Origin of the sequence: Brevundimonas sp. (genome assembly GCF_052436175.1) — a bacterium.
Taxonomy (GTDB): domain Bacteria; phylum Pseudomonadota; class Alphaproteobacteria; order Caulobacterales; family Caulobacteraceae; genus Brevundimonas.
In genome coordinates this window covers 1-25,830 of record NZ_JBQVNM010000018.1, presented here as the reverse complement: position 1 = coordinate 25,830, position 25,830 = coordinate 1, and the positions used below count along the sequence as shown (strand labels likewise).

General features: G+C 68.2%; 33 protein-coding genes and 1 tRNA gene. 20 read left to right on the top strand and 14 right to left on the bottom strand.

Annotation, left to right across the window (positions count from 1 at the left end):
• Window positions 1-6 precede the first annotated feature (6 nt).
• The 5 genes from ccmD to ACT6QK_RS06445 all read left to right on the top strand — a co-directional run bounded on the left by ccmD (window position 7) and on the right by ACT6QK_RS06445 (window position 1,964).
• Window positions 7-168, top strand: coding sequence for a heme exporter protein CcmD (gene ccmD / locus ACT6QK_RS06465; RefSeq protein WP_444596996.1), 162 nt, complete (start codon window positions 7-9; stop codon window positions 166-168).
• Window positions 165-740 (top strand): DsbE family thiol:disulfide interchange protein, encoded by a 576-nt coding sequence (locus ACT6QK_RS06460; RefSeq protein ID WP_444596995.1) that lies wholly within the window; start codon window positions 165-167, stop codon window positions 738-740. The genes ccmD and ACT6QK_RS06460 overlap by 4 nt, the downstream gene beginning before the upstream one ends.
• A 60-nt stretch (window positions 741-800) precedes the next feature.
• Entirely contained in the window at window positions 801-1,088 is a 288-nt protein-coding gene (locus tag ACT6QK_RS06455; RefSeq protein ID WP_444596994.1) for a hypothetical protein, read from the top strand.
• Window positions 1,089-1,223: 135 nt separating this feature from the next.
• The gene (locus ACT6QK_RS06450; RefSeq protein WP_444596993.1) at window positions 1,224-1,640 is read left to right on the top strand and encodes an Hsp20 family protein; all 417 of its coding nucleotides are present in this window, start codon (window positions 1,224-1,226) and stop codon (window positions 1,638-1,640) included.
• 63 nt (window positions 1,641-1,703) lie between these two features.
• Window positions 1,704-1,964 (top strand): DUF1150 family protein, encoded by a 261-nt coding sequence (locus ACT6QK_RS06445; RefSeq protein WP_444596992.1) that lies wholly within the window; start codon window positions 1,704-1,706, stop codon window positions 1,962-1,964.
• Between the two features lie 144 nt (window positions 1,965-2,108).
• On the opposite strand, the gene ACT6QK_RS06440 is transcribed toward ACT6QK_RS06445, so the two are convergent.
• The 3 genes from ACT6QK_RS06440 to rpoN form a co-directional block, all read right to left on the bottom strand.
• On the bottom strand, window positions 2,109-2,573 hold the full coding sequence (locus tag ACT6QK_RS06440) for a PTS sugar transporter subunit IIA (protein ID WP_444596991.1): 465 nt from the start codon (window positions 2,571-2,573) through the stop codon (window positions 2,109-2,111).
• An 83-nt stretch (window positions 2,574-2,656) separates the two neighbouring features.
• Window positions 2,657-3,331: a ribosome hibernation-promoting factor, HPF/YfiA family gene (hpf, locus tag ACT6QK_RS06435; RefSeq protein WP_444596990.1), complete on the bottom strand. Its 675-nt coding sequence runs from the start codon at window positions 3,329-3,331 to the stop codon at window positions 2,657-2,659.
• Window positions 3,332-3,435: 104 nt separating this feature from the next.
• Entirely contained in the window at window positions 3,436-4,944 is a 1,509-nt protein-coding gene (rpoN, locus tag ACT6QK_RS06430) for an RNA polymerase factor sigma-54 (protein ID WP_444596989.1), read from the bottom strand.
• 168 nt (window positions 4,945-5,112) lie between these two features.
• On the opposite strand from rpoN, the gene ACT6QK_RS06425 reads away from it, so the two are divergent.
• The 3 genes from ACT6QK_RS06425 to ACT6QK_RS06415 all read left to right on the top strand — a co-directional run bounded on the left by ACT6QK_RS06425 (window position 5,113) and on the right by ACT6QK_RS06415 (window position 7,130).
• On the top strand, window positions 5,113-5,961 hold the full coding sequence (locus ACT6QK_RS06425) for a DUF805 domain-containing protein (RefSeq protein ID WP_444596988.1): 849 nt from the start codon (window positions 5,113-5,115) through the stop codon (window positions 5,959-5,961).
• A 93-nt stretch (window positions 5,962-6,054) separates the two neighbouring features.
• Window positions 6,055-6,849, top strand: a complete 795-nt coding sequence (gene lepB / locus ACT6QK_RS06420; RefSeq protein ID WP_444596987.1) for a signal peptidase I — start codon at window positions 6,055-6,057, stop codon at window positions 6,847-6,849.
• A 65-nt stretch (window positions 6,850-6,914) separates the two neighbouring features.
• Window positions 6,915-7,130 carry a DUF4287 domain-containing protein gene (locus ACT6QK_RS06415; RefSeq protein ID WP_444596986.1) on the top strand — a complete coding sequence of 72 codons (216 nt, stop codon included), beginning with the start codon at window positions 6,915-6,917 and terminating at the stop codon, window positions 7,128-7,130.
• A gap of 3 nt (window positions 7,131-7,133) precedes the next feature.
• Here ACT6QK_RS06415 and ACT6QK_RS06410 read toward each other — a convergent pair whose 3' ends face one another.
• Genes ACT6QK_RS06410 through ACT6QK_RS06390 form a run of 5 tightly spaced genes read right to left on the bottom strand, consistent with a single transcriptional unit; the run spans window position 7,134 to window position 10,123 of the window.
• Window positions 7,134-7,484 carry an EF-hand domain-containing protein gene (locus tag ACT6QK_RS06410; RefSeq protein WP_444596985.1) on the bottom strand — a complete coding sequence of 117 codons (351 nt, stop codon included), beginning with the start codon at window positions 7,482-7,484 and terminating at the stop codon, window positions 7,134-7,136.
• Window positions 7,485-7,503: 19 nt separating this feature from the next.
• Window positions 7,504-8,295: an LPS export ABC transporter ATP-binding protein gene (lptB, locus tag ACT6QK_RS06405; RefSeq protein WP_444596984.1), complete on the bottom strand. Its 792-nt coding sequence runs from the start codon at window positions 8,293-8,295 to the stop codon at window positions 7,504-7,506.
• Between the two features lie 20 nt (window positions 8,296-8,315).
• Entirely contained in the window at window positions 8,316-8,798 is a 483-nt protein-coding gene (locus ACT6QK_RS06400) for an LptA/OstA family protein (protein ID WP_444596983.1), read from the bottom strand.
• Between the two features lie 20 nt (window positions 8,799-8,818).
• Complete coding sequence (lptC, locus tag ACT6QK_RS06395) at window positions 8,819-9,505, bottom strand: LPS export ABC transporter periplasmic protein LptC (RefSeq protein ID WP_444596982.1); 687 nt, start codon at window positions 9,503-9,505, stop codon at window positions 8,819-8,821.
• Between the two features lie 3 nt (window positions 9,506-9,508).
• Complete coding sequence (locus ACT6QK_RS06390; protein WP_444596981.1) at window positions 9,509-10,123, bottom strand: ribonuclease D; 615 nt, start codon at window positions 10,121-10,123, stop codon at window positions 9,509-9,511.
• A gap of 174 nt (window positions 10,124-10,297) precedes the next feature.
• Between ACT6QK_RS06390 and ACT6QK_RS06385 the strand changes: the two genes are divergently transcribed.
• Both ACT6QK_RS06385 and ACT6QK_RS06380 read left to right on the top strand, forming a co-directional pair.
• Window positions 10,298-10,384 (top strand) — tRNA-Leu (locus ACT6QK_RS06385).
• Window positions 10,385-10,509: 125 nt separating this feature from the next.
• Window positions 10,510-11,499 (top strand): complex I NDUFA9 subunit family protein, encoded by a 990-nt coding sequence (locus ACT6QK_RS06380; RefSeq protein WP_444596980.1) that lies wholly within the window; start codon window positions 10,510-10,512, stop codon window positions 11,497-11,499.
• A 14-nt stretch (window positions 11,500-11,513) separates the two neighbouring features.
• On the opposite strand, the gene ACT6QK_RS06375 is transcribed toward ACT6QK_RS06380, so the two are convergent.
• A complete protein-coding gene (locus ACT6QK_RS06375; protein ID WP_444596979.1) occupies window positions 11,514-12,314 on the bottom strand; it encodes an undecaprenyl-diphosphate phosphatase in 801 nt (266 codons plus the stop codon).
• Between the two features lie 134 nt (window positions 12,315-12,448).
• Between ACT6QK_RS06375 and ACT6QK_RS06370 the strand changes: the two genes are divergently transcribed.
• Genes ACT6QK_RS06370 through queG form a run of 3 tightly spaced genes read left to right on the top strand, consistent with a single transcriptional unit; the run spans window position 12,449 to window position 15,261 of the window.
• Window positions 12,449-13,414, top strand: a complete 966-nt coding sequence (locus tag ACT6QK_RS06370) for a cation diffusion facilitator family transporter (protein WP_444596978.1) — start codon at window positions 12,449-12,451, stop codon at window positions 13,412-13,414.
• 50 nt (window positions 13,415-13,464) lie between these two features.
• Entirely contained in the window at window positions 13,465-14,148 is a 684-nt protein-coding gene (gene fzlA, locus ACT6QK_RS06365) for an FtsZ-binding protein FzlA (protein ID WP_444596977.1), read from the top strand.
• Window positions 14,149-14,199: 51 nt separating this feature from the next.
• Window positions 14,200-15,261 carry a tRNA epoxyqueuosine(34) reductase QueG gene (gene queG / locus ACT6QK_RS06360; RefSeq protein WP_444596976.1) on the top strand — a complete coding sequence of 354 codons (1,062 nt, stop codon included), beginning with the start codon at window positions 14,200-14,202 and terminating at the stop codon, window positions 15,259-15,261.
• Window positions 15,262-15,924: 663 nt separating this feature from the next.
• Here queG and ACT6QK_RS06355 read toward each other — a convergent pair.
• Both ACT6QK_RS06355 and ACT6QK_RS06350 read right to left on the bottom strand, forming a co-directional pair.
• Complete coding sequence (locus ACT6QK_RS06355; RefSeq protein ID WP_444596975.1) at window positions 15,925-16,467, bottom strand: FKBP-type peptidyl-prolyl cis-trans isomerase; 543 nt, start codon at window positions 16,465-16,467, stop codon at window positions 15,925-15,927.
• Window positions 16,448-17,650 (bottom strand): threonine ammonia-lyase, encoded by a 1,203-nt coding sequence (locus ACT6QK_RS06350; RefSeq protein ID WP_444596974.1) that lies wholly within the window; start codon window positions 17,648-17,650, stop codon window positions 16,448-16,450. The genes ACT6QK_RS06355 and ACT6QK_RS06350 overlap by 20 nt, the downstream gene beginning before the upstream one ends.
• 202 nt (window positions 17,651-17,852) lie before the next feature.
• Here ACT6QK_RS06350 and ACT6QK_RS06345 point away from each other — a divergent pair, with 202 nt between their 5' ends.
• Window positions 17,853-18,362: a hypothetical protein gene (locus ACT6QK_RS06345; RefSeq protein WP_444596973.1), complete on the top strand. Its 510-nt coding sequence runs from the start codon at window positions 17,853-17,855 to the stop codon at window positions 18,360-18,362.
• 122 nt (window positions 18,363-18,484) lie between these two features.
• Window positions 18,485-18,682, top strand: a complete 198-nt coding sequence (locus ACT6QK_RS06340) for a hypothetical protein (protein WP_444596972.1) — start codon at window positions 18,485-18,487, stop codon at window positions 18,680-18,682.
• Between the two features lie 102 nt (window positions 18,683-18,784).
• On the opposite strand, the gene ACT6QK_RS06335 is transcribed toward ACT6QK_RS06340, so the two are convergent.
• From ACT6QK_RS06335 to rplU, 3 genes are all read right to left on the bottom strand, one after another.
• On the bottom strand, window positions 18,785-19,318 hold the full coding sequence (locus tag ACT6QK_RS06335; RefSeq protein ID WP_444597013.1) for a GNAT family N-acetyltransferase: 534 nt from the start codon (window positions 19,316-19,318) through the stop codon (window positions 18,785-18,787).
• Between the two features lie 168 nt (window positions 19,319-19,486).
• Window positions 19,487-19,771 (bottom strand): 50S ribosomal protein L27, encoded by a 285-nt coding sequence (gene rpmA, locus ACT6QK_RS06330; RefSeq protein WP_444596971.1) that lies wholly within the window; start codon window positions 19,769-19,771, stop codon window positions 19,487-19,489.
• A gap of 91 nt (window positions 19,772-19,862) precedes the next feature.
• Window positions 19,863-20,405, bottom strand: a complete 543-nt coding sequence (rplU, locus tag ACT6QK_RS06325) for a 50S ribosomal protein L21 (protein ID WP_444596970.1) — start codon at window positions 20,403-20,405, stop codon at window positions 19,863-19,865.
• Between the two features lie 202 nt (window positions 20,406-20,607).
• Here rplU and ACT6QK_RS06320 point away from each other — a divergent pair, with 202 nt between their 5' ends.
• The 5 genes from ACT6QK_RS06320 to ACT6QK_RS06300 form a co-directional block, all read left to right on the top strand.
• The gene (locus tag ACT6QK_RS06320; protein WP_444596969.1) at window positions 20,608-21,921 is read left to right on the top strand and encodes a class I SAM-dependent methyltransferase; all 1,314 of its coding nucleotides are present in this window, start codon (window positions 20,608-20,610) and stop codon (window positions 21,919-21,921) included.
• Between the two features lie 45 nt (window positions 21,922-21,966).
• A complete protein-coding gene (locus tag ACT6QK_RS06315; protein WP_444596968.1) occupies window positions 21,967-23,583 on the top strand; it encodes a hypothetical protein in 1,617 nt (538 codons plus the stop codon).
• Between the two features lie 140 nt (window positions 23,584-23,723).
• The gene (locus ACT6QK_RS06310) at window positions 23,724-24,470 is read left to right on the top strand and encodes an IPTL-CTERM sorting domain-containing protein (protein WP_444596967.1); all 747 of its coding nucleotides are present in this window, start codon (window positions 23,724-23,726) and stop codon (window positions 24,468-24,470) included.
• A gap of 64 nt (window positions 24,471-24,534) precedes the next feature.
• Window positions 24,535-25,194, top strand: a complete 660-nt coding sequence (locus ACT6QK_RS06305; RefSeq protein ID WP_444596966.1) for a hypothetical protein — start codon at window positions 24,535-24,537, stop codon at window positions 25,192-25,194.
• Between the two features lie 73 nt (window positions 25,195-25,267).
• Window positions 25,268-25,830 (top strand): cation diffusion facilitator family transporter (locus tag ACT6QK_RS06300; RefSeq protein ID WP_444596965.1); only part of this gene is annotated, 563 nt, incomplete at its 3' end.

Sequence of the window (25,830 nt, the reverse complement as noted above, 5' to 3'; positions counted from 1 at the left end):
CTCGCGGTGATCGATCTGGACATGAGCCCCTACGCCGCCTTCGTCTGGCCTGCCTGGGGGATCACGGCCCTGGTTCTGGGCGGCCTCGTCGCCCGCACCCTGATGGCCTCGCGCCGCCGCCGCCGCGAACTGGCGGCGCTGGACGCCGAGAAGGCGGACCCGGCATGAAGCGTTGGCTAGCGCTGCTGCCCCTGGTCGTCCTCGCCGGCCTCGCCGGCCTGTTCGTCTATTGGGTCGTCCGTCAGGGCGACCCGACCTACAAGCCGGATGCGCTTGTCGGCCAGGCTGTTCCCGAGACCGTCCTGCCGATCCTTCAGGACGGCGTGGCCGGGCCCCAGAACGTGGACCTGAAGACTGCGGGCGTCGGGCGGCCGATGATCGTCAACGTCTTCGCCAGCTGGTGCGCGCCCTGCCGTCTGGAACACCCGAAGCTCATGGCGCTGAAGGCCCGGGGCGTGGCCGTGGTGGGCGTCGCCTACAAGGACGAGCCGGAAGCCACCGCCGCCTTCCTCGATGAGCTGGGCGACCCCTACAGCATGGTGCTGGTCGATCGGGAGGGCCGCGCCGGGCTGGACCTTGGGGTCTCGGGCGTGCCCGAGAGCTTCGCCGTCGACGCCCTCGGTCGTGTCGTGGCCAAACAGTCCGGTCCGCTTCTCGACGACGCCGAGATCGACCGCCTGGTCGCGGCCCTGCAGGCCCCGCCCCGCGCGCCGCCGACCGCGACCTCCCGCTCCAGATAACGCGCCCGCTGACGGGATCGTGTTAACCCTTCTTCGACAGGTTTCGTTAACCTTGTCGATATGAGCGCGATCCGTCCCGACCTGCCTGCCTTCGGCCAGCCCACCGCGCCCGCGCCCGGCGGCGCCGCGCGCGAGGCCCAGGCCGCCTTCTTCCGCGCCGCTCTGGGCCAGACCGGGGGCGGCGCGACGGCTCCAGCCGCCCAGCCGCCGGCGTCTCAGGCTTCGACCGCCCGGTCCGACCCGTCACGGACCCTGACGCCCCAGATCACGCCGACCACCCGCGCGACAGCCGCTCCGGACCCGGATCGTCCCCTGCGCCCCGGCAGTCTGCTCGACATCCGCATCTGAGGCCCGCAGACCGATCTGAAGCCTGATCGGTTGCGGATTGAACCGCGCCGGATACGCCCTATCTATTCGTCACGGTCCGCGTCCCGCCGATGTCGGGGGACGCCCGGATCGCAGTCGCTAGATCGGGACTGAGCCATGACGACACGCACCCTCCTGTTCGACAGCCCCTTCCTGCTGGGCTTCGACCAGACCCGCGCCCTTATCGACCGCGCCGCCAAGGCCGCGGCCGAGAGCTATCCGCCCTACAATGTCGAGCAGCGCGGCGAGCGCGACGTGCGCATTACCCTGGCGGTGGCGGGCTTCACGCCGGACGACCTGTCGGTCACCCTCGAGGGCCGCCAGATGACCGTCTCCGGCAAGCGAGAGGCGTCGGGAGAAGATCAGGCCTTTCTCCACAGAGGCATCGCCGCGCGCGGCTTCATGCGCAGCTTCGTTCTGGCCGACGGGCTGGAAATCGTCGGCGCCCGACTGGAACACGGCCTGCTGCACGTCGATCTGACCCGTCCCGAGGACGCCCAGATCGTGCGGCGCATCCCCATCAGCGCAGGCTGACCCCATACGCTCCCGGAGCCGGATCGGTCCGTCGAGCGTTCACAGACTGAAGGAGGCGGTCCCATGACGCCCATGAGCAAATTGAACACCACCGAATTCGCCGGCCTCGGCGCCCCGGATCTGGTCTATGTGCGCGAGATCAGCGCCGCCGACGTCCTGGCCGACGCCGCGCCGGGTGAGGGGCAACGCCTCGACATCGACCCGGACCAGATTCTCTATGCCGTCCACAGCGCCGACGGCGAGCGTCTGGCCGTCATGCTGGACCGCGAGACCGCCTTCGCCGCCGCCGTCGCCCACGAACTGGACCCGGTCTCGGTCCACTGAAGGCACGTCCGGGGCATAGAGGTCTGGCGGAGCTTCTGCGCGCAAGTCGTGAGCGACCGCGTCGCGAACATAGCGCACCGAATCTGCGCTCAAGCAGCGAGGCTCCGCGAGCCGAGCGTTAGCGCGGCGCGACAGCGCCCTGCATCAAGCCGCCGTGGCGGCCTCGTCGCGGACGAACAGGGCGCGCAGGGCGTCCACCGTGCGGGCGTGGCGCAGCTTCTCGCGCATCTCGGGCGCCCGCAGCGCGCGCGACACGGCCGCCAGGGCCCGCAGGTGTTCCGCCCCGGCCTTGGGCGGCGCGAATAGGGCGAAGATCAGATCCACGGGCCGATCATCCATGGCGTCGAAGGCCACGGGCGTATCCAGACGCAGGAAAACGCCTCGGACGGCGTCCAGCCCCTCGATCCGGGCATGGGGGGCGGCGACGCCGGACCCCAGTCCGGTCGAGCCCAGAGCCTCGCGTTCCATCAGGGAGTCGAGGACACGGGCTTCGTCCAGCCCAAGGCATTGGGCGGCCGTCTCGGCGATCATGTGCAGAACCTGGCGCTTCGACGAAGCGCCTCCGCGCAGAGCGACGCCGCCCTCCGCGAGCAAATCACCGATGTCCATCTCTTACCTTGACCTTCATCCACCCGAAGGCGCGGCCGGGCATCTAGACCCTTCCGCGCCCCTCGGGAAGCCCTGATCGTCGATCAGGCGGTGGCGGCCGCCTGGCCGTTGGGTTTGGCGTGACCGTTCGTTCCAGGCGCCGTCCGTTCCGGGTCCAGCCAGCCGACATTGCCGTCCGGGCGGCGGTAGACCACCGACAGCCCGCCATGGGCCGCATTCCTGAACAGCACGAGCGGATAGCCGGTCATGTCCAGCTCGGCGACCGCGCGTCCGACCGTAATGGTGCGGATTTCGGACTGGGTTTCGGCGATGACCATGCCGACCGGGGGTGGGCCGTCGGCCTCGCCCGCCGCGCCGAAAACATCGTCCTCGACCGTGTCGGGATTTCTCAGGACGATGCTGCGCGCCACGTCTGCGGCGGCCATTTCGGTCTTTTCGGGCGACAGGCCCTTGGGCCCGATATGGTGATCCTTGAGGCGGCGCTTGTAACGTCGGACCCGCTTCTCGAGCTTGTCCAGACTGTCGGTGAAGGCCGAATGGGCGTCCCCGCCGAGCCCGGTGGTCACAAGGCTCTGACCCGAGGCGAGGCGGACCCAACAGTCCACCTTGAACCCGTGCCCGTCCTTGGAGACCACGACCTCGGCGTCTTGTCCGCCGCGTTCGAAGTATTTTCCGACGCCTTCCTGGAGTTCCTGGGAGATGCGCGAGCCTAACGCTTCGCCGACATCCACTTGCTTGCCGCTGACCTGGACTTGCATGTCGATAGAACGCGACGGTCTGCGTTTGGTGTCAATCTCGATCACCGAATTGTGGTGAAGCTTGGAAGGAAAGCCTTGTCCGTGAGGGCGCGTATTTCTGCGGCTCAACCCGCCCGGAGCATGCGCCGACGCTGGACCGACGACGGGATTCTCAGGGCCTCGCGGTATTTCGCCACGGTGCGGCGGGCGATGTCGATTCCGGCCTCGTTGAGCAGTTCGACGATGCGGTCGTCGGACAGGATGTCGCCGTCGCGGACCTCGTGGTCGATCATCGACTTGATGCGGTGACGCACCGCCTCGGCCGAATGGGTCGAGGCCCCGTCCATCGACTGGATGGCGGCGGTGAAGAAGAATTTCAGCTCGAACACTCCGCGCGGGGTGGAGACGTATTTGTTCGAGGTGACCCGGCTGACCGTGGATTCATGCATGCCGATGGCGTCCGCCACGGTCTTCAGGTTCAGCGGCCGCAGGAACTCGACCCCGAAGGCCAGGAAGGCGTCCTGCTGGCGCACGATCTCGGACCCGACCTTCAGGATCGTCCTGGCGCGCTGGTCCAGCGACTTGACCAGCCAGTTGGCCTGGGCGGCGATGTCCGCGACATAGGCCTTCTCGGTCTCGGACCGGGCGCCGGCCGCCACGGTGGCGTGATAGCGCTTGTCGACCAGCAGGCGCGGCAGCGTGTCGGCGTTCAGTTCGACCTTCCAGCCCCCGGCCGGATCGGGCCGTACATGAACGTCGGGAATGACCGTCTGGGCCGGTTCGCCGCCGAAGCCGGCGCCGGGGCGCGGCGTCAGGGCCTTCAGCTCGGCGATCATGTCGGTCAGATCTTCGGCGTCCACGCCGCAGACCTGGCGCAGGCCATGCAGATCGCGCCGCGCCAGCAGGTCCAGATGGTTCAGCAGGGCGTCCATGGCCGGATCGAACCGGTTGCGCTCCACCAGCTGCAGCTTCAGACATTCAGGCACGGACCGCGCCATGATCCCGGTCGGCTCGAACCCGTGACAGACGCTCAGCACCGCCTCGACCCGGTCGATGCCGCAGCCCAGCCGGTCGGCGACCTCGTTCAGGTCGCCGCGCAGGTAGCCGCCCTCGTCCACCATGTCGATCAGGGTCAGGGCGACCGCATGGTCGCCCGCGCTGAACCCGGCCGAGGAGGCTTGGGCCTGCAGATGCTCCCACAGGGTGGGGGCGCGATGATCGGGACGTTCGCCGCCCTCGCCGTCGGAAAAGCTGCCGCCGCCCTTGCCGGCGCCGGACCAGTCGCTCAGCCCGGGCTGGGCTTCGTCGCCCATCCGGTCGGCGCCGCGTTCGCCGGGCGCGGCGTCGCCGTAAACGTCGGATTCGGCCGCGTCGACGCTGCGGCTGCGCTCGCCCACCCCGTCGTCGGAAAAACTCAGTTCGGCGTTGTCCGTCACGGCGACCTGCGGCGCCGTGACCTCTGCGTCGCCGCCCGACGGCTCGTCGCGCTGGAGCAGGGGGTTGCGTTCGATCTCGGACTGGACGAACTCGTCCAGCTCCTGGTTCGACAGTTGCAGAAGCTTGATCGCCTGCTGCAGCTGGGGCGTGATGACCAGCCCCTGGCCCTGCCTGATCTCCAGCCTCTGACCGACCACGTCGTCTGCGCCCCAAAGCCGTAGCGGACCCCTCTGGCCCGGAACTTGCTGTGGGGAGAATGAGGCGCAGCGGTTAACGCCCCTCTAAGCCCGGCCGCTCCAGGCGCCCGGCCGAGCGTTAACCATGACGATTGCCTGTGAATTCACCTTCAATGGCTAAGCTGCCTCGTGTTCATTCACGGAAGCGGCTTCCTCGCCATGCTGATGTTCCGCCCTCTTTTGCGCTACGCCGACTTCCGGGGCCGGGCCTCGCGCGGCGAATACCTGCTGTTCAGCCTGCTTCAGGGGGTCTGGTACGCGCTGCTGCTGGGGCTGACGACGATGGCCATGGACCAGGGCGAACCCGCACAGGCCACGCCCGGCGTGATGATCGGGGTGGGACTGATTTTCCTCAGCATCGCCGGCCTGATCGTACCCAACTACGCCGTCGTCGTGCGCCGGCTGCACGACAGCGGCCGGGGCGCCGTCTGGCTGTGCCTGATGCTGCCGTCGATCCTGAGTTCGCTGATGACCCTGGGCACGATCGCCACCGCCATCGCCGCCGTCGGCGCGGGCGCGAGCCGCGAAGCCTTCCTGGCCACCGCCCTGACCGGCCTGGGCGCCGCCGGGCTTCTGGGCCTGATCGGCATGATCGGCCAGATGGTCCTGTTCGTCATCACCCTCCTGCCGGGTACGCAGGGTCCGAACCGCTTCGGGCCGGATCCACGCCAGCCGGGCGGCGTCGACGACCCGTCCGGATCCGGCTTTTCCGGCTACGATGAGGACCGGCTGGAGGCCCTGTTCGCCCAGGCCAAGAGGGAACAGGGCCTAGACGCCGAGCCCGCACCCGCCGGCGCCTATCGCCCAATCTTCGATTTCACCCCCGGATCAACTGGACCCATGATGCGTCCGCTGGACCGGGAGGCTGCGCCGCCCCCTCCGGCGGCCGCTCCGTCTCTATCTTCGGCCCAAGGCTGGACGAACAGAGGTTGGGCCGCCGACGCCCCGGCGCGTCCCTTCGGCCGCCGCGGCGCCTGATCCCCACAGGCCCGCACCGTCCGGACGCGATTTCCGACCTGTCCGGACACGCATTTGCTTGGTCCCCGTCCGAACGCACGCTTGTGTGGACGCATGACCGACACCGCCCCCGCCCCGACCGACGCCCCCACCGAAGTGTCGCCGAAGCCGACCACGCCCTCGGCCCTGCACGAGATCTTCGACATCGTGCGCACCGTCGGCCTCGGCCTGCTGGCGGCCCTCTGTCTGCACGCGGTCCTGTTCCAGCCCTTCACCATTCCCTCCTCCTCGATGGAGCCCGGGCTGGTGACCGGCGACTATATCGTGGTGTCCAAATACCCCTACGGCTGGAGCCTCGCCTCCCTGCCCTTCCATATGGGCGCGCCCGGCGAGCGCCTGTTCGGTCGCGATCCGGCGCGGGGCGACGTGGTCGTCTTCCGCCTGCCCCGCGACCCGAAGCAGACCTGGATCAAGCGCGTCATCGGCCTGCCCGGAGACACGGCCCAGGTGAAGGGCGGACAGCTGTTCGTGAACGGCGTCGCCTGGGCCCAGACCCCGCTCGGCCCGACCCAGGACCACGATGCGCCCTGGCGGACGGTCGAACAGGTGCGCGAGACCCAGACCTCCGGCCGCAGCTATGTCACCTACGACGGCGGTCCCGGCCTGCCCGGCGACGACACCCCGCCCATCATCGTGCCTCAGGGACAGTATCTGGTCATGGGCGACAACCGCGACAATTCGCTGGACGGCCGGTTCGACCGTTCGGTGGGGGTCGGCCTCTTGCCCGCCGGCAACCTGATGGGGCGGGCGGAATGGATCGTGGCCTCGTGGGAGCCGGGCGCCAGCCTGTTCAAGCCCTGGACCTGGGTGAAGCTGCAGCCCGGCCGCTTCCTGCGCCGTATCCGCTGAGCGGTCCGGGGCCGTTGCGCGGCGAACGCCGCTTCGCTCTAATGGAGGGCCAACAGGAGACGCCGATGACCGAACCCCCCGTCCGCGGCCCTGCCTCCTACTTCCCTTCCATCGAAAAGACCTACGGCCTGCCGATCTCGGAATGGAAGGCGCGCGTCCGCGCGGCCTACCCCGGCAAACACATGGAACTGGTCGCCCGGCTGAAGTCGGAGTTCGGCATGGGGCACGGGCACGCCAACGCCGTCGTCGCCCACACCCTGGCCGAGGACGGGCTCAAATAGGCGTCAGCGAGACTGGAATTCCGCGAAGCTGATCGCGCCGTCGCCATTGCGATCCAGACGCTGGAAGGTCGCGCGGTCATCCGGGGCGTGAACCGCCCGCGAGGCCGACTGGGCCAGGGAGGGCGCAGCGATGGCCCCGACGGCGAGACCGGCGCCCAGAGCCGCCGCCACGGTCCAGCCCAGACCCGTCCTGCGTTTCGGCGATCGCGACACCCGCCCGGCGATGAGGCTGCGCACCGCCTCGCTGGCCGTCAGCCCGTCTGTACGACAGCGGGCCATGAAGGTCTGCTTTTCTTCGTGCGAAAGCCGGATTTCCAGCGTCTCGGTCTTCTTGGGCTGACGACGGGCGGACATGCGGCAGTTCCCCTTCAGGTCAGGCGTACATTTCGCCGAGATAGACGCGACGCACTTCCGGATCGTGAACGGCGGCGTCGGCCGTGCCCTCGAACAGGACCGACCCGTTCGAGATGATGGAGACATGGTCGATGATGTCGAGCGTCTCGCGCACATTGTGGTCGGTGATCAGAACCCCGATCCCCTGGCTGGCCAGATAGCGGATCACCTGGCGAATGTCGGCGATGGCCAGGGGGTCGATGCCCGCGAAGGGTTCGTCCAGCAGCATGAAGGCCGGTCGACCGGCCAGGGCGCGCGCGATCTCGACCCGCCGCCGCTCGCCGCCCGACAGGCCGCCCGCAGGGGCGTGCCTCAGATGGTCGATGCGCAGTTCCTCCAGCAGTCGCGTCGTCTCGGCCGCGATCGCCGCCTGACCTTTCAGCTGCAGTTCGACCCCGGCCATGACGTTCTGCTCGACCGTCATGCCGCGAAAGATCGAGGCCTCCTGCGCCAGATAGCCCAGACCCATGCGGGCGCGCTGGTACATGGGCTGGCCGGTGATGTCCTCGCCGTCCAGCCAGATCGAGCCGCTGTCGGCCGGGATCAGGCCGGTGATCATATAGAAGCAGGTGGTCTTGCCCGCCCCGTTCGGTCCCAGCAGGCCCGCCACCTCGCCCCGCTGGACGGTCAGGGAGACATCACGCACCACCTGACGCGCGCCGAAGCTGCGGGCTATGTTGCGCACCCTCAGCCCCTTGTCGTCCGGGCGCACCGCCGCGACCGCCGGAGCGGGCTCGTTCACATTGAGGGCGGAGAGTTCCTTGCGCGCCACGAATCAGATTCCCGACGGCCTCAGCCGCCGCTGCCCTGCGGATAGAAGACGCCCTGGATGCGGCTGCCCGCGCTGGAGGCCATGCTGGCCGCGCCCGTATCGACATTATAGGTCAGGCGCGAGCCGGTCAGGACGTTCTTGCCCTGGGTCAGGATCACGTCGCCGGTCACCACGATGGTTGCGTTGGACACCGTGTAGACGGCCCGGTCGCCCCGTATCGTCTCGTTCGGCGTGACGTAGTAGACGCCGCCGGACGCGGTCACCGTATTGATCTGGTCGCCCGACCCGCGTGCGCCCTCGATGGCGTCGGCGCGCAGCCGGTTCGGTCCCTGGGTGATCTCGACCTGATCGCGCAGGGAGAAGCCGGTGGGGGTGTACTCGCCGGTGTTGGCCCCGACCTGGATCGGCTGACGGCTGACGTTGGCGCGCGACTGGGCCGTCGCGCCGCCGACCACGGCCAACAGCGACAGGGCGGCGGCGGCCGCGACGACGGAGCGTTTCATGGACATCTCGTTCACCCGCATCATTCGTTTGGCGTCGTGTTGAACACGCCCTTGATCTTGGTTCCGGGCGCGCCGTTGAACACCACCCGCTCGCCCTGATCATAGATGGCATAGGACGAAGCCGAAATTACGCCAAGGGGTCCGGCGCCGTTTACGCCCTTGGATCCCGTCACCACCCCGGTGGCCGTATCCACCACCGCCTCGGGCGTGGTCAGGACGAAACCGGAGCCGCCATCCGAAATCTTCACATTGGGGCCGATGGTGACCGTCTTCTTCGCCTCGTCATAGACGCCGGCGTCGGCGGTCAGCTCGGTGACCTTGCGTCCGCCGAGGTTCAGCTTCAGCACCGGGCCGACCAGGCTGAACTGGCCCGTGCGGGGATCGCGGACGGCGCCCTTGGCCCCGACCAGGAAGGAGCGGCCCTGGGCGTCCTGACCCCGGAACATCAGGCTGTCGAACCGCACCTCACGGCTCTGGGCCGCCTTGCGCTCGACCCCCGACATGACCGTGCGGAACACCGTCCAGGTCAGGGCCCCGCCCGCCAGCACCAGAATCAGGATCGGCAGCAAACGGCGGTAAAGCGCCACGCGCCGCGACCGCGTCCGCCACTTCTGGCCCGCCGCCGCCAGACGCGCCTCGTCGGCGGCGCGGCGCGCCTCGACCGCATCGGCGGAGGGTTCTGACGGGAGGGGCGGCAGGTCGGTCATGGCTCAGCTATGGGCGAAGATGTCCATCTCTTCCCAGCCTTCAAGGTCCAGTCTCGACCGGGTCGGCAGGAAGTCGAAACAGGCGCGGGCCAGTTCGGTCCGCCCCTCGCGCGCCAGCATCTGATCCAGCCGCGCCTTCACCTGATGCAGATAGAGGACGTCGGACGCCGCATAGTCCAGCTGGGCCTGGCTGAGTTCCGCCGCCCCCCAGTCCGAGGACTGCTGGGCCTTGCTGAGGTCCACGCCCGCGCATTCGCGCACCACATCCTTCAGCCCGTGCCGGTCCGTATAGGTGCGGGCCAGTTTGGAGGCGATCTTGGTGCAATAGACGGGCGCGGTCTCGACCCCGAGGTAGAGCTGCATCATGGCGATGTCGAACCGGCCGAAGTGGAAAATCTTCAGCACTTTCGGATCGGCCATCAGGGCCTTCAGGTTCGGACAGTCATAGGCGGGCCGGTTCAGCCGCACGACATGGGCGTCGCCCTTGCCGTCCGACAGCTGGACCACACACAGCGGATCGCGGTGATAGCGCAGGCCCATGGTCTCGGAATCGACGGCGACCTCGGAGCCCAGGTCCAGGCCGTCGGGCAGGTCGCCCTGGTGCAGATATACGGTCATGGGCGTTGTATACACGGCCTCTGCGGGATTGCACCTGACGGCCTCCGGGCTCGCGGCCAGCAATCCAGAACAAACATTCAAAAACCCTGTTGACCACCTCCGGGCTCTGCCTTAGAGGTCCGCGCCTTCCGGACGAAGACGCCTCCGCATGTGTGGGGAGACGGACCAGTCTGGGCCCAGATGGCGGAATTGGTAGACGCGCTGGCTTCAGGTGCCAGTGGCCGAAAGGCCGTGGAGGTTCGAGTCCTCTTCTGGGCACCATATTCTTGAGCCCCGCCGCGTTTCGACGCGGCGGGGCTTTTGATTCCGGGCCACATCGACCTCGCGCTCTTTCGTCCCTCGTGTGCTTGGTTTAAGCCCTGCGCTGCATCGCGAAGGAGCCGCACATGTCCGCGTTCAGCCCCGGCCTCGTCACCGTCTTCGGCGGCTCCGGTTTCGTCGGAACCCAGACCGTCCGCGCCCTGGCCAAGGCCGGCTGGCGGGTGCGGGTGGCCGTGCGCAATCCGAACCTGGCGCCGGAACTCCGTCCGCTCGGCGATGTGGGCCAGATCCAGCTGACACGCTGCGACGTGACCTCGAAGGCCGATGTGGCCGCGGCCCTCCGGGGCGCAGACGCCGCCGTCAATCTGGTGGGCGTCCTGCACGAGGCCGGCAAGCGCAGCTTCCAGACCCTGCATGTCGACGCCGCCGTCAACATCGCCGAGGCCGCCCGTGATCTGGGCGTCGGCCGTCTGGTTCAGATCTCCGCGATCGGCGCCGATGCGAACGGCGCGGCCGATTACGCCCGCACCAAGGGCCAGGCCGAGGCCGCGGTGCGCGCTGTCCGTCCCGACGCCGTCATCATTCGCCCCTCGATCGTCTTCGGCGCCGGCGACGGCTTCCTGAACCGCTTCGCCTCCATGGCGACCATGGCCCCCGCCCTGCCCCTGATCGGCGGCGGCGAGACGAAGTTCCAGCCCGTCTATGTCGGCGACGTCGCCGAGGCCATCGCCCGCGCCGTGACCCGGGCCGATGCGGCCGGCCGCACCTTCGAGCTGGGCGGGCCCGAGGTGTGGAGCTTCAAATCCATCCTCCAGTACATCCTGCGCGAGACCGGCCGTGACCGCCTGCTGGCGCCCCTGCCCTTCTTCGCGGCGAAGATTCTGGGCGGCTTCATGCAGATGACCCGGTTCGTCGGCATGGCCCCGCCCCTGACGCGCGACCAGGTGGTGATGCTGGAAACCGACAACATCGTCGCCCCCGGCGCCGAGGGTCTGGCCGAACTGGGCATCGAACCGACCGGCCTGGAGGCCATCGCCCCCTCCTACCTCTGGCGCTACCGCAAGGGCGGCCAGTTCGCCGAAGGCCCGGCGGCTACGGAACTCGCGGCGGCCTGACCGGCCGCGTGAATTCAGAAGCCTGCGTAGAGCAGGCCCAGTCCCACGACCCCGACCACGATCCGCCACCAGGCGAAGGGGGCGAAGCCGTTGCGGGACACGAAGTCCAGCAGCAGCCGCACCACCGCCAGGGCGGTGACGAAGGCCGCGATGAAGCCGACGGCGATCAGTCCGGCGTCGCTGAAGTCCAGCCGGCTCCAGTTCTTCAGCAGGTCATAGGCCACCGCCGCCCCCATGGTGGGCAGGGCGAGGAAGAAGCTGAACTCCGCCGCCGACCGCTTGTCCGTGCCCAGCAGCAGCCCGCCCGCGATCGTGGCGCCCGAGCGCGACACGCCCGGGATCATGGCCAGGCACTGGAACAGGCCGACCAGGAAATAGACCCGCATCGGATAGCGGTCCGCATCCAGATAGACCGGAACCTTCTTCATCCGGTCCAGCAGCAGCAGCAGCACCCCGCCGACGATCAGGGCCCAGCAGACCACGGTCGGGGTCTCGAACAGCACCGTCTTGATGAAGTCATAGGCCAGAAAGCCGATCACCACCGCCGGGGCGAAGGCGACCAGAAGCCCGATCAGGAACCGCCGCGCCGCCGGATCGAAGGGCCAGCGCGTGGCCAGGGTCCACAGCCGCCGGAAATAGACGCTGATGATGGCCATGAGGGCGCCCAGCTGGATGACGATCTCGAAGGTCTTGCCGGTGCTCTCGAAGCCGAGGAAATGGCCCAGCAGCAGCATGTGGCCCGTCGAGGAGACCGGAATGAACTCGGTCAGCCCCTCGACCAGACCCAGAATCAGCGCCGCCAGCCAGTCCGACATCTCGACATCCCTCGCGGCCCGGAGACGAGGATGTCGGGCGGCGCAGGCCGTTCATACCGAGGCCGGATCGGATAGGCGAGACGCGGCACGCGCATCGGATTGGCAATCGCGCGCCGTTGGGCGAAAAGGCCCCGATGACCTCCTCCGTCGATGCCGAACCCGCGCCGACTGAAACGCCCGAAGCGGCCGCCCCGGCTTCGGCGCCGGTCGATGCAGCCCGGGTCGCCCGCGACATCACCCGGCTGTCGGTGGTCGCCGCCGTCGTCCTGATCGCGCTCAAGGCCTTCGCCTACGGGGCCTCCGGCTCGGTCTCCATCCTGGCCTCCCTGACGGATTCGGCGCTCGATCTGGCGGCGTCCCTGGCCACATTCTACGCCGTGCGCTGGGCCGCCGCCCCGGCCGACGCCGAGCATCGCTTTGGCCATGGCAAGGGCGAGGCCATGTCGGCACTGGTCCAGTCCGGCCTGATCTTCGCCTCGGCCGTCTTCATCGGCTGGGAGGCCCTGCAACGCATTTTCGTTCCCCAGCCGGTGGTGGCGGGCGGCTGGGCCGTCGGGGTCGTCCTGATCTCCATCCTCATCACCTCGGGACTGGTCTGGATGCAGGGGCGGGCGCTGAAACAGGCGCCGTCCCTCGCCGTCGAGGGGGACCGCAGCCACTACGCCGCCGACCTGGCCGCCAGCGTCGTGGTGCTGATCGGCGTCATCTCCGGCGCCTGGCTCAAGGCGCCCGGGCTGGACGCCGCCGCAGGCCTGATCGTCGCCATCTGGCTGTTCTGGGGCGCGGTCGGCCTGCTGCGTCAGGCCGCCGACCAGTTGCTGGACCGGGCCGCGCCGGAGGCCGTCGCCGCCGCCGTCACCTCGGCCGTCCTGTCCGATCCGCGCATCGGCGGCCTGCACGCCCTGCGCACCCGGATGACCGGCTCGGCCACCCATATCCAGATGCATGTCGACCTCGACCCGGCCCTGACGCTCGATCAGGCCCACGCCATCGTCGTGGAGGCCGAGGGCCGCATCCACGCCGCCGTCCCGGGCGCGGACGTCATCATCCACCCCGACCCGCGCCTGCGCGCGCCCTCCGTCCCGGTGACCGGCGGCTGAACCGGTCGGGGTAAACGCGGCCTTAAGAACTAGGGCGCAGGAGTGGCGCGATGTCCGCCGCCGTCCTCTTCCATTTCCCGTTCGACCCCGCCTCGCGCACCGTGCGTCTGGCCTTGGGCGAGGCGCGGATCGAGGTCGCCGAGACGGTCGTGCGTCCGTGGGAGCCGGACTGCCCCCTGATCGCCCTCAACCCCTCGGCCATGCCGCCGGTGTTGCAGATCGAACAGGGGCGTCACCGCCTGACCCTGTGCGAAGCCTCGGCCATCCTCGGCTGGATCGAGGATCAGCAAAAATCGCCGCTTCTGCTCCCCGCCGACCCGCGCGAACGGGCCGAGGCCCGCCGCCTGACCGCCTGGTTCGAGCGCCGCTTCTCCGACGAGGTCAACGCCGTCTTGCTGCACGAGCGTCTGGAAAAACCCCTGCTCCGTCTCGGCCCACCCGAGGCCCGCGCCCTGCGCGACGGCCGTGCGGCGCTGAAGGAGCATCTGCTGATGCTGGAGGGTCTGGCCGGATCGCGCGACCGGCTGGCGGGCCGCCACCTCTCACAGGCCGACCTGATCGCCGCCGCCCACCTGTCGGTGCTCGACTACTTCGGCGAGATCGCCTGGGCCAGTTGGCCCTCGCTCAAGGACTGGTATGTGAAGGTGAAGTCGCGGCCCAGCTTCCGCCCTCTGCTCAGCGACCGCTTCCAGGGCCTGGCCGCCGCCGCCCACTACGCCGACCTGGACTTCTGATTCCCGCCGACCGGCTTTCTCGGCAGGCCCAGTTATGGGACACCGCTGGCCATGGCCGCCGATCCCCGCGACTTCATCCGTAGCCAGGCGGCCGAACTCGGCTTCGACGTCTGCCGCTTCGCCTCGGCCGCCGAGCCGTGGAGCGCGGGCGAGCGGCTGGCGCATTTCGTCGAGGCGGGCCGTCACGGCGACATGGGCTGGATGGAGACGACGCTGGAGCGCCGGGCCCACCCGACCGCCATGTGGGACGGCGCCCGCACCGCGATCGTCCTGGGTCTCAACTACGGCCCCGACGGCGATCCCCTGCCGCAACTGGCCGACCGGTCGAACGGCTATATCTCCGTCTATGCGCGGGGCGACGACTATCATGAGGTCATCAAGGGCCGGCTGAAACAGCTGGCCGGCCAGGTCGCGGCCCGGCAGCAGGCGCGCGGCGTCGCGCCAGACGTCAAGGTCTTCGTCGACACCGCCCCCCTGATGGAAAAACCTCTGGCCCAGCGCGCCGGTCTGGGCTGGCAGGGCAAGCACACCAATCTGCTCAGCCGCACCCGGGGCAACTGGCTGTTCCTCGGCGTCATTCTCTCGGCCGCCGACTATGAGCCCGACGCTGCAGAGACCGAACACTGCGGCTCCTGCACCGCCTGTCTGGACGCCTGCCCCACGAAGGCCTTCCCGGCCCCCTTCCAGCTCGACGCCCGGCGCTGCCTCTCCTACCTGACCATCGAATACGCCGATCCCTGGCCGGAGGAATTCCGCATCGCCACGGGCTCGCGCATCTATGGCTGCGACGACTGTCTGGCGGTCTGCCCCTGGAACAAGTTCGCCGAGACCGCGCGTGAGATCCGCCTGGCCCCACGCCCCGCACTGGAAAGCCCGCCATTGGCCGAACTCGCCGCCCTCGACGACGCCGGCTTCCGCACCCTGTTCTCGAAAAGCCCGATCAAGCGGATCGGCCGCGACCGGTTCATCCGCAACGTCCTCTACGCCATCGGCAACAGCGGGGATCCGGCACTCATTCCTGCAGTCAAGCGCCTACTGACTGATTGTAATCCGGTTGTCCGAGACGCCGCAGCTTGGAGTCTTTCCAGACTGCCTTCCAAAACCGCTTCTTGACAGTTGAAAAACGCGGATATGCAGATTTAAGATGCGTCGCTCACATGAGGACCATCGATGCGCCCCTCAATATTTCTAATGCTCATCCTGTCCGGTGTCCTCTGGAACTCTCCGGCTTTTGCTCAAGCATTTGGCCTCTCTCAGGGGACGCCACTATCTTCGCTTAGAATAGAACAAGACCAAGGTGATAATTTCTATAGAGTTTCGCCCCCAAATCCGAACTCCAATTTTGAATCATACCTCGTGTACGCAACCCGACAGCACGGAGTCTGCAAAGTAGTCGGTATTGGGAAGACGCTTCGCGCCGACCGAGACGGGTCTCAGGCGCGGAGCGTCTTCGACACTCTGCACGCGACGCTTGTTGAACGCTACGGACCTGCGGACAGCGATTTTGATTTTATCCGTGCCCGCGCTCTTTGGGACGGTCCCAACGAATGGGCGGCGTCTATTCGTGAGAACGAAAGAACGAAAGCCTCCTACTGGAGGGCATCAGATAGCCCGTCTAGGCCTGGGATAGGCCTGACGGTGAACGCCGTCAGCCTGAGCGACACCTACATATCGCTTGCATACGAGTACCCAAATTTCTCGGAATGCAAGGCTGGCCAAGTCCAGAGGGATAACAGCGGCCTATAACTGAAGGGCCGCGAATGAGGCCTGACATCATCACCCGTTGGCCGATCCCACGCCCCTGACCTCGCCGCCGGCGACGGGCAGCATGTCCAGCAGCTTGATGCGGAAGATCAGCAGGGAGTTGGGCGGGATCTGGCCGGCGCGCTGCTCGCCATAGCCGAGGGCGGGCGGGACGTAGAGCAGCCACTCCTCCCCGACCTTCATCTTCTGCAGGGCCTCGGTCCAGCCGGGCACGACCTCTTCCGGCGTCGTCGCATAGGGCACGCCCTTGCGGAACGAGCTGTCGAACACCGTCCCGTCGATCAGGGCGCCCTCATAGTCCACCCGGACCAGGTCGTTGCGGTCGGGGCTGGGCGCGGTCGCCGGGGCCGCCGTCACCACCTTGTACTGCAGGCCCGACGGCAGGGTGACGACGCCCGGTTCCTTGCCGTTCTTCGCCAGGAATTCCTCGGCCGCCTTCGCATTGTCCGCAAGCTCGGTCGGAGAGGCGCCCGCGCCGCGATTGCAGGCCGCGACCGTCAACAAAGCGATAGCCAAGCCGGTCGCGACAACCGATCTACCCCATGCGAAGCGCATAGCCCTTGTCCTTCAAAGCCTGGCCGATCTCGTCGGCGTGGGCGCTATCGCGTGTTTCGACCATGATGTCGAACTCGGCGCCCTTGGCCGGGACGTCGAGGGCCAGGCGGTTGTGGACCACGTCGATGATATTGCCGCCCTTGCCGCCGATCACCGCCGCCATGGCCGATAGCATGCCCGGCCGGTCGTCGCCGAGGATGCGGTAGACGATCAATCTCCGTTCACGGACCATCTCGCGGTTCAGCACCACCGCCAGCATCCGCGCGTCGATATTGCCGCCGCACAGCACCAGACCGACCTTGTGACCCGCGAACCGCTCGGGGTGCCGCAGCAGGGCGGCCAGCCCCCCGGCCCCGGCGCCCTCGGCCACCGTCTTCTCATAGGTGGCGTAGAAGGCCACGGCCTTCTCGAAATCCTCCTCGTCGCAGACCATGACGTCCTCGACCAGGGGATCGGCCAAGGCGAAGGGGATGTCGCCCACGGCCTTGATGGCGATGCCCTCGGCGATGGTGGCGCCGCCGCATTTCGGCGCCTCGCCCCGGCGTTTGGCCGAGAAGGACGGGTACATGGCCGCCTCCACCCCGAACACACGGATGTCCGGCTTCATCGCCTTGGCCGCGATGGCGCAGCCGGCGATCAGTCCCCCGCCGCCGATGGGGATGATGAGGCTGTCGAGGTCCGGCGCATCCTCCAGAAACTCGATGGCGCAGACGCCCTGGCCGGCGACGATCCCCGCGTCGTCGAAGGCGGAGACGAAGATATAGCCCTTCTCCTCTTCAAGCCGGTGGGCCTCCTCGGTCGAGGCGGAGAAGTCGGCGCCGTGGATGACCACATTGGCCCCGTGGCTGCGGGTGCCGTCGATCTTGGTGAAAGGGGTGCCCTCGGGCATGACGATGGTCACCGGCACGCCCAGACGGCCGCCGTGATAGGCCAGGGCCTGGGCGTGGTTGCCCGCCGAGGCCGCCACCACCCCGCGCCGCCGCTCCTCCGGGCTCAGCAGCAGGAGCCGGTTCAGCGCCCCCCGTTCCTTGAAGCTGCCGGTGAAATGCAGGTTGTCGTACTTCACCCAGACCTCGGCGCCGGTCAGTTCCGACAGGCGGCGTGAATGGCGGACGGGGGTGCGGTCCACCTGACCCATGATGCGGGCCCGGGCGGCCTCGATATCGGCGAAGACGACGGTCATGCGGAAAATCCCTGGAACTGTCGGCCGATCTGGTCGCCGGCCTTTGCACGGGTTGTGGCGCCCGCAGACCCTCCCCGCAACCATCCGTGATCCTGCGCCGCGATGACACGGGCCCCGCGACCTTGACCTGTCACAGACCGGGCGTATGTCTCGAAGGGCCGGTCCGGGCAAACGGGCCGCATCGCTTCAAGGGAGGCCGCCCATGTCCGTTCGCTCCATCCTCGTCGTGGCGGCCCTCGTCGCCGGAACCGCCGCCTGCGCCACCGGCCCGGCCGCCAACTACGGCCCGCCGCCGTCTTCCGCCTTCAACGCCGAGGCCTTCGGCTGGTCGACCCGCCAGGGCCAGGCCTCTGTCGAGGGCCGCATCGGCTATCGCCGCGACGGCGTGGCCTTTGGCTGCACCGGCTCGGTCGCCCTCACGCCGGACACCCCCTATACCCGCGCGCGCTTCCGCACCCTTTACGGCTCGACCGAACAGGCCGCCGTGCCCGAAGCTGTCGTCCGGGCCCGCACCGTCGCCGATCCGAACGCGGACTATCGCTCCTTCGTCCGGGCTGGAACCTGCGCCGACAACCGGTTCACCGTCGCCGGTCTGCCGGACGGAAGCTGGTTCGTGATCGTGCCCGTCTCGGCCGGCGCCGGGGGCGAGCGCGTGGTCCTGATGAAGCGGGTCGAGACGCGCGGCGGCCGGATGATCACCGTCTCGATGTAGAGATAACGCCGGACACGGAACATCGGCTGGCGGATCACGACTTCGTCGCCGAGCGGCGTTCGCCTTCATTCGGCCATCCCGCGCCTGCCTGACGGTCGCCTGTCACAGTCGGGGAGGCGTCCTTGTCCCAGCACAACATCAGCGGGTCCGAAGCGTTCAAGCGCGGTCCCTTCGTCCTGATCCGGACGCTTCCGGCCGGCGGGCGCCGCCGTCGCCGCCTGCGGATCGTCGTGGCCTTCGCCGCCGGCGCCGTGGCCGCCACCGCCGCCGGCCTCACCGCTGCCTTCCTCGCCTTCGGTCCGGGTCTGGCGGGAGGTTAGGCGACCCTCGTCCTCAGACATGGGCCAGCGGCTTTGCCGCCAGCCCGCGCGGGTCGGGTCGGGTCGGGAGGCCCCGAAGAGCCGACGACCGCGGCCTAGTGGTCAAGCCAGCCAGACCATCATCCGCTTGTCGGCCGTCGCGCCCCGCGCATCACTGAACGGCCGCCGCACCTCGCCGGTGTAGAGGAAGCCCGCCTTCTCCAGCACGCGTCCCGAGGCCGGGTTGTCGGCGAAATGCCCGGCCATCAGGGCGCGGCGCTTCCACTTGCGACCCGCCCAGACCAGGGCCCCTTCCAGAGCCTCGGTGGCGAAGCCCCGGCCCCAGAATTCTCGCCCGATCCAGTAGCCGGTCTCGGGCGCCGGGTCTCCGCTCTCGTGCAAGCCGATGACGCCGACCGGCCCCAGGTCCTCGTGCTCGATGACGAAGGCCACGGCCCGCGCCGGGTCTTGGGCCGCGACATGCAGGACGAAGGCCTCGGCGTCGCCGAGACCGAACGGATGGGGCATCCGCTGGGTCATGCGCGCGATCTCGGGATCATTGGCCAGGGCGGCGATGCGGGGAATGTCCTGGGCCCCGGGCGAGCGCAGGGTCAGCCGCCGGGTCTCGATGACCGGCTGGGTTTCGATGATGCACATGGACGCGGCCTCACTCACGGATCCGCCTCCTTGGAGGGCTCGGGCGGTCTTCGAGGCGGGGAACGCAAACGGGGAGCCTGGTGTTCCAGACTCCCCGCGGAAAATTTTCCCTGGTCCGGATCGGCTGCTTCTTTGAAGGAGCAACACGACCCGGCGATGTCGGGCGTGTTACTCGGCGGCCATCGCCTTGGCGTCGTCATTGGCCGGTACGATCGACACGTAACAACGGCCGTTGGCTTTACGGGCGAATTTCACCGAGCCGTGCTCAAGGGCGAAAAGGGTGTGGTCGCGGCCGAGGCCGACGTTCACGCCGGGATGGAACTGGGTGCCGCGCTGGCGCACCAGGATGTTGCCGGCCAGCACGCGCTCGCCGCCGAACTTCTTGACGCCAAGGCGTTTCGACTCGGAGTCGCGACCGTTACGCGACGAACCACCGGATTTCTTGTGAGCCATAGGTCTGCTCCGTCCTCTACGCCTCGGGCCCCAGGCCGTCCGCGCTCATGTTCCATACACCGCCGCGCCGTTTCCGGCGCAGCAGAAATTCTTACGCTTCGTCGCCCGAAACTTCAGCCTTGGGCGCGGCCTTCTTCTTGGCCGGGGCCTTCTTGGCCGGAGCCGAACCCTCGACCACCACGGCGTCGACATGGGCGCCGTCATGATCGACGACGACCGTCTCGGCGGTCACGGCGGTGCGCGAGGCCAGGTTGCGGGCGCGCAAGTTGATCTCGGCCTTTGTCAGCAGCGAGACTTCGCCGTCCCACTTGGCGCTCTCGCCGGCGCCTTCGATGCCGGTGATGCGCAGGACGGTTTCCTGCTGGCGGTGGCCGTTGGTGCGGCGATAGCCCTGGCGGCGGGTCTTCTTGAAGATCTTGATCTTCTCGCCCTTGCGGGTCTCGATCAGGGTCGCGGCGACGGTGGCGCCGTCGATCAGCGGGGCGCCCAGGGTCACGCCCTTGTCGCCGCCCAGCATCAGGACTTCGCCCAGCGAAACATTGGCGCCGGCGTCGCCCGCCAGTTTTTCCACGACAATGGTGTCGCCCGGTTGGACCCGGTACTGCTTGCCGCCGGTCTTGATCACCGCGTACATGTTGAAGCCTCGGCGTAAACGCAAAAAAGGAAGCGCCCGACAGGGGACCCTGCGGGCGAAGAGCGGCGACATATACGGATGGGGCCGTCCGAGTCAACGCCGAAGGGCCTCAAAACGGCGCATCCGGAGCGAAACCGGCCCCGGTCTGGCCCTGACCTGCATCTGTGTGCATAGAACGCCCAAGCCAAATCAGGACGCCTGCATGCCTTCCGACGTCTCCGACAGCCGTATCGTCGCCGCCCGCCGCATCGCCGCCCATGTCGCCGACCTGCTGCAGGCCGACCTGTCGCTGAGGCTGTGGAACGGCGAGGTCCTGCCGCTCGGTCCGAACGCGCGCGACGACATCCAGATCGTGGTGGCCCGTCCCTCGGCCGTGCGCCGGCTGCTGCTCAAACCCGGCCTGATGACCCTGTTCGAGATGTTCGCCTCGGGCGACCTGCGCATCGAGGGCGGCAGCCCGCTGGAGGCCGCCGACCGCTGGGACCACGGCCGCGCCGTCCATCTGGCCAAGCGGGCCGACAAGATGCTGGTCGCGAAGGCCGCCGTGCCCTTCCTGCTGGGCGGCTCGGACGCGGGCGCCACCGAACTGCCGGAATGGGACAAGACGGGGAACGACGGCATCGGCGCCGACAAGGCGGGTCGCAGCGATCAGGACTTCATCCAGTTCCACTATGACGTCGGCAACGACTTCTATCGGCTCTTCCTCGACCCGGAGATGGTCTACTCCAGCGCCTATTTCCTCGACCACGCCACGACGCTGGAGCGGGCCCAGGAAGAGAAATTGGACCGGATCTGCAAGAAGCTGCGGCTGAAACCCGGCCAGACACTGCTCGACGTCGGCTGCGGCTGGGCCGGCCTGTCCTGCTGGGCGGCGAAACATTACGGCGTCACCGTCCACGGCGTGACCCTGTCCCAGGCCCAGCTCGACTACGGCCGCGCCAAGGTCGAACGCGAGGGCCTGTCGGACAGGATCACCCTGGAGCTCAAGGACTACCGCAACGTCACCGGCCAGTATGACGCCATCTCCCAGGTCGAGATGTTCGAGCACGTCGGCTTCGCCAACCACGAGCGTCACTTCCTCGAGATGCATCGCCTGCTGAAGCCGCGCGGCCTCTATTTCCACCAGGCCTCGGTGCGGCGCGGTGGGCGCGACCCGATCAAGCCGACCGACACGACCAAGGTCATCACCCGCTTCATCTTCCCCGGCGGCGAACTGGACACCATCGGCATGACGGTGACCAACCTGGGCCGCCTCGGCTTCGAGACCCTCGACGTCGAAGACATGCGCGAGCATTTCGAACTGACGCTGAAGCACTGGACCGAGCGGCTCTACGACCGGCGCGAGGAGGCCTACGCCCTCGTCGGCGAACCCCGGACCCGGCTGTGGCTGATCTATTTCGCCCTGTTCAAAAAGGCCTTCGAGCGCGGCTCGGTGCTCGTCTACCAGACCGTCGCCCAGAAACGCCGCCCGGGCCCCTCTGGCCTGCCGCTGGATCGGGCGTCGCTCTACTCCTGACGCCGGCCACCGGCGTTGGCCTGATACTTACGGCGGAGTTTCCGGATGTTTGATCGTGCGAGGGTTCTGGGCGCAGCGATGATGCTCTGCGCATCGCTGCTCCTCGCAAGTCCGGTCGTCGCACAGGATGCGGCGTCGCCCGGAACCACCCAGGCCGTGGCGGCCCGCACGCCGGACGGGATCCGTGTCCGCTATCGCCTTCCCGCCCCCGTCACGACCTTTGCCTTCGCCGACCGCGACACCATCCGCACCCTCTGGTCGGTGACCACCCCGGGTCTGGTTCTCGCGGACGGCGCGGTCAGCAGCGATCAGCCCTTCGACACCTTTGAGCTGGAGTTGAAGCCCGATGCCGCCGAGGTGGACCGTGTCTATCCGGGCCTCAGCCGTATCGGGCAGGGGCAGGTGATCTATGGCCCGGGCCTCAAGGCCGCGACGGGTGAGACCATGCTGGAGTTTGCTCTCGCGCCCGGCGAGGCGTTCCTGCCTGAGACCGACGCCATCGACGGCTACGCCTATATCGGGCCCGCGTCCGGAATCGTCGCGGACCCGCGCGGCGATGTGGCGACCGGCGACAGTGTCGACGCCGATCTGGTCAGCCAGCTCAACCCCGCCTTCTTCCGCTCCATGGCCTTCTACGAGGCCCAACTCGGGGCGGCCCTGCCCTATCGCCCGGCGCTTCTTGTCAGCGTGGACAGTCCCGGGCCGGCCACCTTCCGGGGCGACGTAACGGACACGGGGGTGATCTCGCTCCGCTTTCAGGGGGACGCCTGGCGCGGCGCGGAGGAGGCGCTGACGACCTTCATCTGGCACGAGACCTTCCATCTTTGGAACGGGCACGGCGTCGTCAGCCGCGACGGCGACTCAGCGCCCTGGCTGCACGAAGGCGGCGCCAATCTCGCGGCCCTCATCGGCGCCGTTTCGACGGACAGCCTGACCGAGACTCAGGGCCGCGACGTGCTGACCGGCTATCTGAATGGTTGCCGGCGCACCCTCGGCGACCGCGACCTTCGCCCCGCCACCCTTCGCTCCGGCAGCGGCCCCTACAACTGCGGCGCCCTGATCCAGTGGATCGCAGATCTGGAGCTGCGTCAGGCCGGATCCGGCGACGCCTTCACCCTGTGGAAGGCCATGCTCGACGCCGCGCGCATGAACCCTCAAACAGGCTATGGCGTGGCGGATTTCCGGGCCGGCCTTGCTCCGGACAGCTCGGTCGCCATCCTGCTCGATGGGCCCGGCGCTGAGCGGTGGGCGACGATCAAGGCCCGCCTAACAGCCCTGGGCGTCCGCATCGAGAACCGGCCGGGCGACAAGGACCTGCAAGGCGCAGCCCTGTTCCATGTCGCCCAACGCAACTGCAAGACCGGCTCCTACGGCTTCTTCGACAACCCCGGTGCCCTGAAGCTGGACGGCGCTGACTGCGGCGTGCTGTCGGGCGAACCGATCATCGACACGGTCGAGGGCTTCAACCCCCAGACCGAGAGCCGCGCCATGTTCGACGCGGTTCAGGCCCGTTGCGCCGCCGGCCTGTCGGTCCGCTATCTGACCCGCGACGGGCGCACGCTCGAGGCGGTCTGCGATGCGCCGCTGGACATGCCCGAAGTCTGGGCTGTTCTGGACGCGCCGGCCCTGAAGCTGTCCGACCCGGGGGCCCGCCCCAACTGACTCCGGGGAACCGCGCTCCGCCAGTGATCAGGGCGGCGCAGCGATTTGCACCACATTGCAACGATTTGCGACACGCGGCCGCATGCTAGGTTCGGGCAATTTGAATCCCGGGACGCACGGGGCGTCCGGGGATCGCGATCATGTTCAGAACTCTTGGCGCGCTGCTGGTCGGCGCCGTGATGCTCGTCGCCGGATCGGCCGCGGCGCAGACGACCTACAGCTACAACGGCAACCTCTATGACACCTTCACCAACTTCTCGAACTGCTCTTCGGGAAGCGGTTGCGCCAACTTCTCCTCGGCCCAGCGTCCCGTGGGCACGTTCCAGACGGCGACGCCGCTCGCAGGCGGGCTGACGCAGGTGGACATCACCTCGCAAGTCACCGCCTACCAGTTCAACGATGGTCTGACGCTCTATGACAAGAGCGATCCACAGAGCCGGCTCTATCGCTTTTACGTCTGGACCGACGCGGCCGGAAACCTGACCGGCATCTCCACCATCATTCAACGATGGAGGGTCTCCAACTATCTGCCGATCTGCGAAGCCCGCACCTGCAGTTCTCCGACCACGCACACGAGCGCCGGCTATGTGGACCCGGAGAACAAGATCGATCAGTTGTTCATCTTCCTCACCACTCCGCCCGAGGCCTATCACAATCTGTCTTGCACTAGGCGCGGCGCGAGCCCGAGCGGCACGGCCGAAAGCTGCACAAGCTATGCTGCCGTCGGCACCGATCCCAACGCGTCCAAGGCCGTCGCCCCGACCGCACCCTATCCGGTCGTGGCGCCCACACCCGTGCCGACGATGACCGAATGGGCCATGATCCTGTTCGGCCTGATCCTGGCGGGCGGAGCGGCGATGACGATCCAGCGCCGACGGATGGCCTGACCGGAGACGTCTGAATGGCGATTCTCTCTCGACTGTTATAAAGTAACGCGCTATGGGGTCGGCGATGTCGCCGTCCGATCTCGAACAACCGGTCCTGTTGTCGCTTCTGGGCGGCGGGTTCGTGGCCGCCTTCCTGCATGCGGTCCTGCCCACCCACTGGCTGCCCTTCGTTCTGGTCGGCCGGGCCCAGGGCTGGGGCATGGGGCGGACCCTGGGGGCCGCCGCGGCGGCGGGGATCGCCCACATCGTCTCGACCGCCGTGGTCGGCGGGCTGATCGTGGCGGCGGGACTGGCGCTGGACCGCTGGGTGGAGGGCCTGCTGCCCCATCTGTCGGCCGTGATGCTGTTCCTGTTCGGCGCCTTCTATCTGAGCCGCGCCCTGCTCAAACGCCCGGCCGTGGCGGGCGGGCCGGAGTTCGAAATGCCCGAGCCGCGCGTGTCCGACGCGGCGGCGCTGGGCGGACTGGTGGCCATGATGGCCCTGTCGCCGGGCGAGGTGCTGCTGCCCCTCTATCTGTCGTCGGCCACCGAGGGACTGCATGTTCTGGCCCTGCTGACCCTGGCCTTCGCCCTCGGCACCGTCGGCGGGATGGTGCTGCTGACCGCAGTGGCGCGGGCGGGCTTCTCGATCCTGAGGCTGGAGCGCTGGGCCCGCTACGAGGGCGCGGTTCTGGGCGTCGCCCTGATCGCTCTCGGCCTGCTGGTCGTCACCCATCAGCATTAGGTTATACATTTACATTCAAGGCTTTAGCCGCCCCTCGATTTGACGGAACGACGGCAGGGGACTACAGCGCCGCATGGCCCACGATCATGGCGATCACGATCACGCGCACCATGACCATTCCCATGGGCATTCGCACGGCCACGGCCATTCCCACGGCCATGCGGGCCACAGCCACGCCCCGGCCAATACCGACGACTGGCGCTATCTGGTCGCCCTGATCGTCAACCTCGCCTTCGTCGCGGTGGAGTTCGGCGCCGGCTGGTTCGCCCAGTCCACCGCCCTGATGGCCGATGCGGGTCACAATCTGTCCGACGTCTTCGGCCTGGCCATGGCCGGGTTCGCGACCTGGCTGGCCCGACGCAACGCGGGCGCCCAGCGCACCTACGGCTACCGCAAGGCGACGGTGCTGGCGGCCCTGGCCAACGCCCTCCTGCTTATCCTCGCCTGCGGCTGGATCGCGGTCGAGGCCGTGCATCGCCTGAGCAACCCGGCCCCGGTGGCCGAGGGGATCGTCATGATCACCGCCGGCATCGGCTTCGTCATCAATCTCGGCACCGCCCTGATGTTCCTCAAGGACCAGCATGCCGACCTCAACGTGCGCGGCGCCTATCTGCACATGATGGCCGACGCGGGGGT